This is a genomic window from Terrihabitans soli, assembly GCF_014191545.1.
Lineage (GTDB): Bacteria > Pseudomonadota > Alphaproteobacteria > Rhizobiales > Methylopilaceae > Flaviflagellibacter > Flaviflagellibacter soli.
On record NZ_AP023361.1, the window covers coordinates 1,755,469 to 1,768,242 of the forward strand.

The following is a 12,774-nucleotide window of genomic DNA, read 5'->3' on the forward strand; positions in this document are numbered from 1 at the left end:
ACTTGTTTAACTTTGAGGATTTTTGGGGGAATTTTTTTCCGCCCTGTTCACCACATGCCGGGTGAACCCGCCGGTACCCCGCCCTAGAAGCGGGTGCCCCGGGCATTAAAGCCCGGGGCAGCCGGATCAAAACCTCTCAGATCGGAGAGGCACAGATCAGAAGTGGTAGGCGACGCCCACCTTCACGAGGTGCAGATCGACATCGGCGCTGAAATCGGCCTTACCGCTGTCGACGAGATTTTCGCAGATGGTGATTTCATAATCGCCGCTGAAATCGACGTCCTCGAAGCGGACGTAGTTATATTCAGCCTTGGCCGACCAGTTCTGGGCGAATTTCCATTCGGCACCAGCACCGACGATGAAGCCGAACGCGGTTTCATTGCCTTCGATCGACGCGCCGATCAGCGATTTGGTGGTTTCTTTGTGGGTATTGTAGACGTCGAGGCCGGCGCTTCCATAAGCGTCGATATCGGCGAATGCGGCACCGCCCTTCACGAACAGAAGGAGATTGTCGCTGGCGAGGAAGCCGAAGCGGCCGGTGGCGGTCGCGAGCCAGTTGATCTCGGTTTCGGTTTCGGCGGCGAGCCAAAGCTCTTTGCACCAACCTTCATACAGAAGATAATCGAAGGACTCCGAGCCCTCGATCGCGGCGCCGGCGAAGCTGCCTTCGAGGCCGAACACGAACGAGTCGTTCTGCCAATTGAAGCCGCCGTAGACGCCACCGAGAAGACCGTCGAGGTCGTGTTCGAGAAGGTCGGTGTATTCGTTGACGAGATCGTTCAGGCCATCATAGCCCGTGTCGTATTCCGCTTTATCTGCGAAGGCATAACCAACTTCGAGACCAGCGTAGAAACCGGTCCACGTCGTTTCCGGAACAACCGGAACATCAGCCGCAAAAGCAGAGGTGCACAGCGCTGTCGACGCAAACAAACCGAGTGCGAGCATCCTCATAAGGGTATCCCCCCCTTACCTAAGTGATGCCGCACTTAAACCTGTTATTAACTACCTCGACCCCCTTGTCTGTAGCATAAAGGCAACAGACTCATCCCATAGTAGAGTTGCGGTATAAATACCACAAAACCGTATAAGCAACTGAATACGCTACATAATGATCGCCCCATCACAGTCGGCGCGAAGCCGGTTTGACCCGCTTTACTCCAGCACTCAATCTGCACGTCAGCGACCGATCACCGAGGCCAAAAGATGACGGCGAAAGCCGCGATTGCCGTCCATGCCTTCTATCCGGATGTGTTCGCAGCCATGCTTGAACGCATCGCATTGCTGCCGGACGCGCACGCGCTTTACGTCACAACGGTGCGCGACCATGCGGACGATCTCGGCCGGACGCTGAGCCGGATCAATCGGCCCACTCATCTGCACGTTGTCGAAAATCGCGGCCGCGATGTATTGCCGTTTTTGGAAACCCTGCCCGAACTGAAGGCGGACGGCGTCGAGACGGTGATCAAGATCCACACCAAGAAATCGCCGCGCCGTAAGGACGGGGAAAAATGGCTCGACGATATTTTGAGTCAGCTTCTCGATCCGAAATCTGTCGCGCAGGCGGAGCAGGCTTTCGCAAGCGACCGCACACTCGGCATGATCGGCCCTCATGGCCACTTTCTGACCTCATCCACCTATTTCGGCGCGAACGCCGCGCGGGTCCTTTCCATCGGGTCGCGTCTCGGGCTTGGCGAGGCCGAGATCGCGTCGCATGGTTTTTTCGGCGGAACGATGTTCATGGCGCGTGTCGCGGGCTTCGAGCCGCTCCTGCAGCTCGGGTTCACGCGGGATGATTTCGAACCGGAGGCCGGACAGAAAGACGGCACGCTCGCGCATGCGCTGGAGAGAGCCGTGGCACTCAGCGTGACGGCAAAGGGGCAATGGATCGCAACGATGGCGGATATGGACACGCCGGCCGATCCGCAAGACCGCTACTCTTTCGCGCAAGGTCATCGCGCCTCCGCCGGACCGCTCGGACGGCTGCAGGATATCGGACGGAGGATCGAACGTTGGGTACGGCGCGCCATACGCGGCGAGCGCAGAGCCTGACGCGGTATCGACATGCAGCTCGCGGCCGTCCTGATTGCGAAGAACGAAGCCCCCTATCTCGTGGAATGGGTTGCCCATCACCGCGCCCTCGGCTTCGACCGGTTCCTCATCTACGACAATGAGAGTACGGACGACACGCCGCGCGTTCTCGAAACGCTGTCGCGCGTGCCGGGGCTTGAGGCCATTAAGTGGTCCGTGCCCGAAGGATATTCGCCGCAGCAATGCGCCTATAGCGATGCGCTGAAACGCCTGCGCGGTACAGCGGATTACGCCGCGTTTATCGATGCCGACGAGTTCCTGATTCCGCACGGCGACGCTACCATCAAGGGCATCCTCGCGGACCTCGAACGCTTCCCCGATTTCGGCGGCCTTGCGATTAACCAGATCCTGTTCGGTCACAACGAACAGGAACATTTTTCGCTCGAGCCGGTGATGCGGAGATTTCCGGTCCGCGGGCGGCAAACGGAACGGGTAAATCTTTTTACGAAGACGATCTTTCGTCTCGCGCACGAGCCCCGCTTCAGATTGCGGTTTGGCCGGAGCGCTCGCTGGCGGGAAATGAGACGCATCACCCGCTACAATGCGAGCGGCCGCAGGCTTTCATTCGGCAAGCAAATGGACTTCGCAGACGCCCTCGATCTCTCGAAGGTGCAGTTGAACCATTATTTCGTGAAATCGCGGGAAGAATTCGAAAAGAAGCGCAGGCGCGGCGGCGGCATGGGAAGAACGCGCGCCAAACGCACCAATCGTCACAAAGAAGAACTGTTCGATTGGATGGGAAACAACGACGCGATTATCGATGAGGCAACGCTGCCCTTCGCCGAGGCGATCGAGATGAGAATGCGCGAGATTGTGCGGGGCTGAACTGCGGCGCTACCACATATCGAGGGCGACACGCGCCTCGTCGGACATGCGGCTCTGATCCCATGGCGGATCGAAAGTCATAGTCACCTTGACGCCGTTGACGCCGGCAACCGCGTTGACCGCATTCTCGACCCAGCCCGGCATTTCGGCTGCAACGGGGCAAGCGGGTGCGGTGAGCGTCATGTCGATGGCGACATCCCGCGCATCGCTGACATCGATCTTGTAGACGAGGCCGAGCTCGTAAATATCGACCGGGATTTCAGGGTCGTAGACGGTTTTCAGCGCGCCGACGATATCCTGTGCGAGGCGCTCAAGCTCCTCCTGCGGGAGGGCGCCGGTCACTTCGGCCGCATTGGATTTGACTTCGGTATCGGTCGTCATCGTCTCGCCTCACGCAAACAGGCTGCGGGCCTTTTCAAGCGCCACGGCCAGCTTATCGATCTCTTCGGTCGTATTGTACAGGCCGAAGCTCGCCCGGCAGGTCGATGTGACCCCATATCGGGCGAGAAGCGGCTGGGCACAATGGGTACCGGCCCGGACGGCAATGCCCTGCCGGTCGAGGACGGTTGCAACGTCATGGGCATGAGCACCTTCCAGCTGGAAGGACAAAATGGCGCCCTTGTCCTTGCTCGTACCGAAAATGCGCACCGAATTCATGGCGCCGAGGCGCTCATGGGCGTAGTCGCGCAGCACCGTCTCATGGGCAAGGATCTTCTCGCGGCCGATGGCGGTGACATATTTGATCGCAGCTCCGAGGCCGACCGCCTGAACGATCGGCGGCGTTCCCGCTTCAAAGCGCGACGGCGGATCGGCATACGTAACCGTGTCGAGCGTCACATCACGGATCATTTCGCCGCCGCCTTCATAGGGCGGCATTTTCTGGAGCCATTCCTTCTTGGCGTACAGCGCACCGATGCCTGTCGGCCCGTACAGCTTGTGGCCGGTGAAGACATAAAAATCGACATCGAGATCGCGCACATCGACCGGCAGATGCACAGCCGCCTGGCTGCCGTCGAGCAGCACCGGAATGCCGCGCGCATGGGCGAGTTTAATGATCTCTTTCGCCGGCGTCAGGGTGCCGGTGACATTCGACATGTGCGTCAGCGCGACAATCTTGGTTTTCGGCGTTAGCAGCTTTTCGAAGGCATCGAGATCGAAAGAGCCGTCTTCAGTGATGGGCGCCCATTTTATCACCGCGCCATGCCGCTCACGATGATAATGCCACGGCACGATATTGGAGTGGTGTTCGAGAATTGAGAGAACGATCTCGTCGCCCTCACCGATCGCAAGCCTGCCGAAGCTCGACGCCACAAGATTGAGCGCACCGGTGGCCGAGCGCGTAAAGACGATTTCGTCGGTCGACCCGGCATTCAGGAACTCACGTACCGCCTCGCGAGCGCCCTCATAGGCTTCTGTCGCGGCATTGGCGAGATAATGCAGGCCGCGATGCACGTTCGCATATTCCGACTCATAGGAGTGGCGGATCGCGTCCAGCACCTGCCTCGGCTTCTGCGCCGAGGCGCCGTTGTCGAGATAGACGAGCGGCTTGCCGTTGACCTCGAGCGACAGCGCCGGGAAGTCGCGGCGGATCGCCTCGACGTCATAGGCAGTTTTCTTGGTCAGGACAGGCGCGTTCATAGGATTAGTCCCGCACGCGCAGCCACTGATTGGTGACCGCGGTCAGATCGTTCTTCAACACATCGTTTTCGACGGCGTCGAGCACTTCGCCGACAAAACCTTCGATCAGCATGGCCTCGGCTTCCGCCTTCGGAATGCCGCGCGCCATGAGATAGAACAGATAATCTTCTTCCAGCGCCGCGCAGGTCGCGCCGTGGGCGCACTGCACATCGTCGGCATAGATTTCGAGTTCGGGCTTCAGATCGGCTTCGCAGCCTTCCGACAGCATCAGCGCACGCATCATCATGCGGCCGTCGGTCTTCTGCGCGTTCTGGCGGACCAGGATCTTGCCCTGGAACACCGAGCGGCTTTCATCCGTCAGAACCTGCTTGAACTGTTCGCGGCTCTCGCAGCCGAAGCTGGCGTGATCAACAAAGAGTGTCGTGTCGAGATGGCGCTTGCCCCCGACAGCGAAATGCCGTGCAGGCCCGCTTTCGAATTGTCGCCCTCGAAGTACAAATGCAGCTGCTGGCGCGCGAGCGAAGCGCCGCGCGCGATGGCAACCGTGGTGAGATCGGCTTCCGCGCCGAGCTTGATGGCGAAAGTCGCCAGATGCTGCGCCGCAAGATCTTCGTCCTGCAGCTTGATCGCGGTGACTTTCGTGGCATCGCCGGCGATCAGTTCGACATAGGTGTTCGTCTGATGTGCGCCCTTGCCGGTATGGCTTTCGACGAAGGTCACTTCCGCGCCCTCCTCGACCACGATCAGAACGCGCGCATAGGCGGCATGACCCGAACCCGTCTGGACGAAAGCAAGATGGATCGGCTGATCGACCTTCGTGCCTTCCGCGACCGTCAGCAGCACGCCGTCGCTGACGAAAGCGGTATTGAGCGCGATCGCCGCATTGTCCTGCGGCGCACCCGCTTCACCGAAGCGCGACAGCAGCTTGTGGTTCTCGGCGTAAGCCTTCGCCAGCGAGACAGCCTCGACTCCCTTGGGGAGTTTCGGCTCCTGTGCCAGCGCGCCGTTGACGAAGAGGAAGGTCGGCGCCTTCAGATCGGCAAAGGGCACCGCCTTCTTCGCATCCTCGATCGCGGGCTTGCCAGGAATGGCGGCAAGCGGCTTCGCATCCTTCATCAGGGCGCGCAGATCGGTGTACTTCCAGTCCTCGATACGGCGGTGCGGCAGGCCCTCGACAACCGCGGCGAACGCGGTTTCGCGCGCATCCTTATTGCCGGGCAGCTTCGCCTTGACGGCGGTGAACTGTTCGACAAGGGCGTTCTCGGCCGCGGTCTTGACCGGGCGAACGACAGCCGACATCAGGCGGCCTCCCCGTATTCGGCATAGCCCTTCTTCTCAAGCTCGAGCGCAAGCTCCGGCCCGCCGGAGCGGACGATGCGGCCCTTCGACATCACGTGGACGACGTCCGGCTTGATGTAGTTGAGAAGGCGCTGATAGTGCGTGATGACGACGAAGGAACGGTCCGGCGAGCGCAGTTTGTTGACGCCTTCTGAAACGACCTTCAGCGCGTCGATGTCGAGGCCCGAATCCGTCTCGTCGAGAATTGCGAGTTTCGGCTGCAGCAGCGCCATCTGCAGAATTTCGTTGCGCTTCTTTTCGCCGCCGGAGAAGCCGACATTGAGCGCGCGCTTCAGCATGTCCTGCGAGATGCCGAGATCGTCTGCGCCCTTCTTCACAAGCTTCATGAATTCCGGAACTGACACTTCGCCTTCGCCGCGGGCTCTACGCTGCGCATTGAGCGTTGCCTTCAGGAAGGTCATCGTGCCGACGCCCGGAATTTCGAGCGGATACTGGAAGGCAAGGAATACGCCCTTGGCGGCGCGCTCGTCAGCACCGAGCTCAAGAATGTCCTCACCGTCGAGTTCGACCGTGCCGTCAGTGACTTCGTAGTCCTGCTTGCCCGCGAGCACATAAGACAAAGTCGATTTGCCGGAGCCGTTCGGCCCCATGATCGCATGCACCTGACCGGCCGGAACTTCGAGATCGAGGCCCTTGAGGATTTCCTGCCCGTTATCTTCGATGCGGGCGTGGAGGTTCTTGATCGAAAGCATTTCAGTCTCTCTTGAATATTGAAGGCGCGAGAGGCGCCGAACGGGATTAGCCGACCGAGCCTTCGAGGCTCACGGCGATCAGTTTCTGCGCTTCGACCGCAAACTCCATCGGAAGCTGCTGCAGCACTTCCTTGACGAAGCCGTTGACGATCAGCGCGACTGCTTCCTCGGAGGAAAGACCGCGCTGCTGGCAGTAGAACATCTGGTCTTCGGCGATCTTCGACGTCGTCGCCTCGTGCTCGATCTTGGCCGTCGATGTGTTGGCCTCGATATACGGCACCGTGTGTGCGCCGCACTGATCGCCGATCAGAAGACTGTCGCAGTTGGTGAAGTTGCGCGCGTTCTTCGCCTTGCGGTGGGCCGAGACGGCGCCGCGATAGGTGTTCTGCGATTTGCCGGCGGCAATGCCCTTCGAGATGATCTTCGAGGTCGTGTTGCGCCCGAGATGGATCATCTTGGTGCCGCTGTCGACCTGCTGCATGCCGTTCGAAATCGCGATCGAGTAGAACTCGCCGACGGTGTTGTCGCCGCGCAGAATGCAGCTCGGATATTTCCAGGTGATCGAGGAGCCGGTTTCGACCTGCGTCCACGAAATCTTCGCATTCGCCTCGCGGCAATCGCCGCGCTTGGTAACGAAGTTATAGATGCCGCCTTTGCCTTCGGCATCGCCCGGATACCAGTTCTGGACGGTGGAATATTTGATCTCGGCGCCTTCCAGCGCAACGAGTTCGACGACCGCCGCATGCAGCTGGTTCTCATCGCGCATCGGCGCGGTGCAGCCTTCGAGATAGCTGACGTAAGAGCCCTTGTCGGCAATGATCAGCGTGCGCTCGAACTGGCCGGTATTTTTCTCGTTGATGCGGAAGTAAGTCGACAGCTCCATCGGGCAGCGGACGCCCGGCGGCACATAGACGAACGAGCCGTCGGAGAAGACGGCCGAATTCAGCGTCGCAAAGAAATTATCCGTCACCGGCACGACCGAGCCGAGATATTTCTTGATCAGTTCGGGATGTTTGTGGACGGCTTCCGAGATCGGCATGAACAGCACGCCGGCTTCCGCGAGCTCTTTCTGGAACGTCGTTGCGACCGAAACGGAATCGAACACGGCATCGACCGCGACGCGGCGCTCGCCTTCGGGGCGCTCGACACCGGCGAGGATTTCCTGCTCGCGCAGCGGAATGCCGAGCTTCTCGTAAGTACGCAGAAGCTCCGGATCGACCTCGTCGAGGCTTTTCGGACCCGGCGAGCTTTTCGGCGCCGAATAATAATAGAGGTCGTTATACGCAATGGGCTCGTACTCGACCTTCGCCCAGGTCGGCTCGCGCATGGTCTGCCAGCGGCGATAGGCATCGAGACGCCATTCCAGCAGCCATGCTGGCTCGTTTTTCTTGGCGGAAATGAAACGGACGATGTCCTCGTTCAGACCCTTCGGGGCCTTTTCGGACTCGATGTCGGTGACAAAACCGTACTTGTACTGGTCGACGTCGATCTGACGTACCTGATCGATCGTCTCCTGGACGGCCGGCATGAACCTCTCCTTCCACAGCGGTTTCAAGGACCGCGGGTTCGGGGTCGATGTTGCGCATTCCCCAGTTTGACCCGTGGAACACGTGACTTAAGCAGCTAGAACCTTTCCAACTGCGGGACTGTTAGCACGGAGACGCGGCAGCGCTCCGAGAAATTGGTCGATATCGCTGTCGCAGGTTGTCCAGCCGAAGCTGGCGCGCAGCATTCCCTTTGATATGTCGGGGCTAACGCCCATGGCTTCAAGCACATGGGACGGTTTGACCTTGCCCGAGGAGCAGGCCGAGCCGCTCGATACGGCAAAACCCGCAAGATCGAGCGCGATCAGCGAGGTCTCGGCGCTAGTGCCCTGGAAAGCAAAGGAAATCGTGTTCGGCAGGCGCGCTGCGGCGGCGCCGAAAACCGTGACGTTCGGATCGAGGGTCTTGAGGCCCGCCTCAAACCGCTCGCGGAGGCTCGTCAGCCGAGCAGCTTCTTCTTCAAGGCTCTGAAGGGCGGCTTCCGCCGCCGCCGCAAAACCCGCCGCTCCCGCAAGATTTTCCGTTCCGGCCCGCGCGCTCTTTTCCTGGCCGCCGCCGCGGATCCGGGCCTCGGTCTGAATGGTGTCGGACGCGCGGATCAGCGCACCGGACCCGGCCGGACCGCCGAGCTTATGAGCCGACAAAACAATGAGATCGGCGCCGAGCGCTTTGATATCGACCGGGATGCGGCCTGCCGCCTGAACGGCATCGCAGACCAGAAGACCGCCGCGAGCATGGACGAGATCGGCAGCGTCCTTCACCGGCTGGATGACCCCGGTTTCGCTATTGGCCAGCTGGAGGGCCAGAAGGGGGCGCGATTCCGTATGCGAATCAAGCGCTTGTCCGAGAACTTTAAGATCGAGGATTCCCGCGGCCGAGACCGGCAGAATCGTCACCTTTTCAGCGGCAAAACCGTGCCCGTTCAGCACCGCCGGATGCTCGACGGACGAGACGAAGAGATGCCACGGCCGCGCGTCCTTGCCGGCCCTGAGGCCGGGGGTCAGAGCAAGGTTCAGGGCCTCGGTGGCACCCGAAGTAAAAGTAACATTTTTGGCTTCGGCGCCGACGAGGGCGGCCACCGCTTCACGGGATTTCTCTAGGATTCCCCGAGCCTTACGGCCTTCGCTGTGGACCGAGGACGGATTGCCGCCAGAAATCAACGCACGCGCAACCGCCCGGGCGGCTTCGGGCCGCACAGGGGAGGTCGCGTTGTGATCGAGATAGATCCGGTCTGCCATCATGGTCTCAAAGTCACACAGCAGGATGAACTTGCACCCCGGACCGCCCAGCATGATATGAGTGCGGCCTGCCGCCCCGAAGGGCGGCGAAACTGTTAGAATAATTCTAGCACTTTGGCCAGACCGGCGTCCAGCCGAAGACCGGGGTGCAGCGCGCCCCCGAAAGAGACCAAATACCTATGCCTGAAGTCATTTTCGCCGGGCCGACCGGCCGTCTCGAAGGCCGTTTTCATCCGGCAAAGCAGAAGAACGCCCCCATCGGCATCGTGCTGCATCCGCATTCGCAGTTCGGCGGGACGATGAACAATCCGATCGTCTACCAGCTCTATTACATGTTCGCGGAGCGCGGCTTTTCGGTTCTGCGTTTCAATTTCCGCGGCGTCGGCCGCAGCCAGGGAATCTATCACGGCCAGGACGAACTCTCGGACGCGGCGGCGGCTCTCGATTGGGTGCAGTCGATCAATCCCGATGCGCGCGCCTGCTGGGTCGCGGGCGTGTCGTTCGGCGCCTGGATCGGCATGCAGCTTCTGATGCGCCGTCCGGAAGTCGAGGGCTTCATCTCCGTCGCACCGCCGGCCGGCAAGTTCGACTTCACCTTCCTTGCGCCCTGCCCCTCGTCCGGCCTCATCGTGCACGGCGATAGCGATCGCGTCGCGCAGCCGAAAGACGTGCAGGCGCTGGTCGACAAATTGAAGACCCAGCGCGGCATCGTGATCGATCAGGAGATCATCCCGGGCGCCAACCACTTCTTCGACGGCAAGACCGATGTGCTGCTGAAGACCTGCGGCGCTTATCTCGACAAGCGCCTCGCCAAGGTCAACGCAGCCTGATCTTGAGGACGTACCGACATGTCGGCGACACTGTCGGTCGTCCTTCCCATTTTCGGTCTCGTGCTCGCCGGCTATCTCTGCCGGCGCACGAATATCTTCTCCGCCGCCGCGACCTCGGAGCTTAACCGCTTCGTCGTCTGGCTCGGCCTTCCCGCACTCTTCTTCGACATCACGGCCGGGGCGAACTGGGACGAGTTCGCAGCCTCCGCCTATGGCGCGCTCGCGTTCACGCTCGCCTGCGTCATCGTCTTCGTCATCACCTTTGCCCTGCGCTTGCGCAGGCGTGGCCTTGGCGAAGCCGGCATGGACGCGCTCAACGCCTCCTATCCGAACTCCGGCTATATGGGCTTTCCGCTCGGCCTTCTCGTCTTCGGGCCGCAAAGCTACCCGCTGGTCACCATCTCGGCCATCGTCACCGTCTGCCTGTTTTTCGGCGCAACGCTCGTTCTGCTCGAGATCGATGTGCGCGAGGAAAAGCGTGCAGGTCCCATGATCCGTGCCGTCACGCTGTCTCTCGTCAAAAACCCGCTGATGATCTCGCCCGTACTCGGCGCGCTCTTTGCCGTGTCAGGGCTCGAGATGCCGAAAGGCTTCGGCACGCTTATCGATCTTCTCGGCGCGGCCGCGAGCCCCTGCGCGCTCGTTGCACTCGGCACCTTCATGGCCGACGACCGCGAAGACGGCGACACGAGCCCGGTATCCGATATCGCGCTGCTGACGGTGCTGAAGCTGATCCTCGTGCCGGCGCTCGCTTATGTACTGAGCTATCATGTCTTCCCGATGCCGAAAGAGATCGCGGATCTGACGATCCTCCTCGCGGCGCTGCCGACCGGCACGGGACCGTTTATGCTGGCGCAATATTACAAGCGCGGATCTGCGATCACCGCCAACACGATCCTTTATTCGACGCTCGCGAGCGTCGTCACTCTCGCCGCGATCCTCTGTCTCACCGGCCATGCCGGATAGAGATCAGCCCGTCCGCCGCGGCGGCAGGAACTGATAGAGCCAGGTCTCGGTCAGCGGCACGCCGTCTTTCTTGAGGAAGAGACGCAGCTCGCACGGATCGCCGTTTGCGGGCGTCAGATCAAACAGCGCGCGCCAGCTGTCTTCAGCCTTGTTGGCGTAGCAGCTGATATTCGAGATCACACCGGACGACGCCGTCACCACGGCTTCCACCGGTTCGCCCTGCTTGGCGAGACTCGAGATCGGCCCGCCGGCGAAATCGACGACGAGCTTGAACACGCCCGGCGGGCGCGGCTGACCGGGAATGCCGCCGCGGCCGATGCGCGTTGCGATGACATGGCCGACGCTCGCGGGATGCGGTTCGTCCTTCGCCCAGGTAAGTTTGTAATCGAGCGCCATCGCATCGCCGCGCTTCACCGGCTTTTCGGCGAGCCAATAGGCAACGATGTTGTCGTGGATCTCATCGTCGGTCGGAATTTCGACAAGCTGCACCTGGCCGCGGCCCCACTGCCCTTTCGGCTCGATCCAGACGCTCGGGCGTTTTTCATAGAAGACGCCGTCGTCTTCGTAGTTTTCGAAATTGCGGTCGCGCTGCATCAGACCGAACCCCTTGGGGTTCTCGTCCGCAAAGCTCGACGTCATCACCCGGTCGGGATTGTTCAGCGGCCGCCAGAGCCGCTCGCCCGCGCCGGTCCAGATACTGAGGCCATCCGTGTCGTGCACCTCCGGCCGCCAGTCGGCGCCACGTTCGCGATTGGCCTCCGAAAACCAGAACATCGAGGTCAAAGGCGCAATGCCGAAACGGGCGATGTCTTCGCGCGCGAAATAGCGCGCCGATATGTCCATGACCACAGTCCCGTTCTTGATCATGTCCATACGCAGAGCCCCGGTGACCCGCGGGCTGTCGAGGCTGCAATAGATCGTGAGATCGCCATCCTGCGACGGCGCGAAATAGAAGTCGGTAAAGCGCGGAAACTCTTCCGGCGTCGGCATCGCGACATCGATGGCAAGCGCCCGCGCCGACTGGCCGAACTGATCGAGTTCGCCCGAGGAGCGGAAATAGGCGTAGCCGAGGAAAGCCAGCCAATCGCGTTCGGTGTCCGCACCCATGACGCGAAAACCGGCAAAACCGATATCGCCGGGAAGCTGTTTGGCCGGGCTGTCGTCCGGCATGTCGAAATAATCGCTTCGATAGGTCAGTTCACGCGATGAGCCGCCGTCGACGAGATGCATGCCGACCGGCAGCGGAAACAGAGCGCCTGGATGAAACAGCGCAACGCGGGACTTTCCCCCATTCACCTTGAGCGCGCGATCAAGCCGGTAGCGGATCTTGTTGTGCTGGTCGTAATCGATCTTGGCGAGGATCTGGGCGCCTTTGCTCTGCGGCGGCTTGTACACATCGCCGGCGCGGCGCTTTGCACCCTCGATGAGAGTGTCAAAGGAAAACGGTCGCGGCGCCGCAAATGCGAGGCCATCGTCGGCGCGCGCGCCCTTTGCAAAGGGGCCCGCAAGTCCGAATGCCGCCAGAAGCGCCAATGCGTCCCGGCGCGAGAAATCCGTCATGAACCCAACCGCAAATAGGGCTTAAAGTCTTTCT

General features: G+C 61.0%; 11 protein-coding genes and 1 pseudogene. 4 read left to right on the forward strand and 8 right to left on the reverse strand.

Features of this window, described 5'->3' with window-relative positions:
- Positions 1-156: 156 nt before the first annotated feature.
- The gene (locus IZ6_RS09075) at positions 157-951 is read right to left on the reverse strand and encodes an outer membrane protein (protein WP_222874750.1); all 795 of its coding nucleotides are present in this window, start codon (positions 949-951) and stop codon (positions 157-159) included.
- A 252-nt stretch (positions 952-1,203) separates the two neighbouring features.
- Here IZ6_RS09075 and IZ6_RS09080 point away from each other — a divergent pair, with 252 nt between their 5' ends.
- Entirely contained in the window at positions 1,204-2,049 is an 846-nt protein-coding gene (locus IZ6_RS09080) for a rhamnan synthesis F family protein (protein WP_222874751.1), read from the forward strand.
- A 12-nt stretch (positions 2,050-2,061) separates the two neighbouring features.
- Entirely contained in the window at positions 2,062-2,913 is an 852-nt protein-coding gene (locus IZ6_RS09085; RefSeq protein ID WP_222874752.1) for a glycosyltransferase family 2 protein, read from the forward strand.
- A gap of 9 nt (positions 2,914-2,922) precedes the next feature.
- On the opposite strand, the gene IZ6_RS09090 is transcribed toward IZ6_RS09085, so the two are convergent.
- From IZ6_RS09090 to IZ6_RS09115, 6 genes and pseudogenes are all read right to left on the reverse strand, one after another.
- Positions 2,923-3,294: an SUF system Fe-S cluster assembly protein gene (locus IZ6_RS09090; RefSeq protein ID WP_222874753.1), complete on the reverse strand. Its 372-nt coding sequence runs from the start codon at positions 3,292-3,294 to the stop codon at positions 2,923-2,925.
- 9 nt (positions 3,295-3,303) lie between these two features.
- Positions 3,304-4,551: a cysteine desulfurase gene (locus IZ6_RS09095; protein WP_222874754.1), complete on the reverse strand. Its 1,248-nt coding sequence runs from the start codon at positions 4,549-4,551 to the stop codon at positions 3,304-3,306.
- Positions 4,552-4,555: 4 nt separating this feature from the next.
- Positions 4,556-5,850 (reverse strand): annotated as a pseudogene (sufD, locus tag IZ6_RS09100) (Fe-S cluster assembly protein SufD).
- The gene (sufC, locus tag IZ6_RS09105; RefSeq protein ID WP_222874755.1) at positions 5,850-6,602 is read right to left on the reverse strand and encodes a Fe-S cluster assembly ATPase SufC; all 753 of its coding nucleotides are present in this window, start codon (positions 6,600-6,602) and stop codon (positions 5,850-5,852) included. The pseudogene sufD and the gene sufC overlap by 1 nt, the downstream one beginning before the upstream one ends.
- 46 nt (positions 6,603-6,648) lie before the next feature.
- Positions 6,649-8,130, reverse strand: a complete 1,482-nt coding sequence (gene sufB, locus IZ6_RS09110) for a Fe-S cluster assembly protein SufB (RefSeq protein WP_222874756.1) — start codon at positions 8,128-8,130, stop codon at positions 6,649-6,651.
- Between the two features lie 87 nt (positions 8,131-8,217).
- A complete protein-coding gene (locus IZ6_RS09115; RefSeq protein WP_338054666.1) occupies positions 8,218-9,387 on the reverse strand; it encodes a cysteine desulfurase family protein in 1,170 nt (389 codons plus the stop codon).
- A gap of 176 nt (positions 9,388-9,563) precedes the next feature.
- Between IZ6_RS09115 and IZ6_RS09120 the strand changes: the two genes are divergently transcribed.
- Together IZ6_RS09120 and IZ6_RS09125 are read left to right on the forward strand one after the other, a co-directional pair.
- The gene (locus IZ6_RS09120) at positions 9,564-10,214 is read left to right on the forward strand and encodes an alpha/beta hydrolase (protein WP_222874757.1); all 651 of its coding nucleotides are present in this window, start codon (positions 9,564-9,566) and stop codon (positions 10,212-10,214) included.
- A gap of 18 nt (positions 10,215-10,232) precedes the next feature.
- The gene (locus tag IZ6_RS09125) at positions 10,233-11,180 is read left to right on the forward strand and encodes an AEC family transporter (RefSeq protein ID WP_222874758.1); all 948 of its coding nucleotides are present in this window, start codon (positions 10,233-10,235) and stop codon (positions 11,178-11,180) included.
- Between the two features lie 3 nt (positions 11,181-11,183).
- Here IZ6_RS09125 and IZ6_RS09130 read toward each other — a convergent pair whose 3' ends face one another.
- Positions 11,184-12,740, reverse strand: a complete 1,557-nt coding sequence (locus IZ6_RS09130) for an OpgD/OpgG family glucan biosynthesis protein (RefSeq protein ID WP_222874759.1) — start codon at positions 12,738-12,740, stop codon at positions 11,184-11,186.
- Between the last annotated feature and the right edge of the window lie 34 nt (positions 12,741-12,774).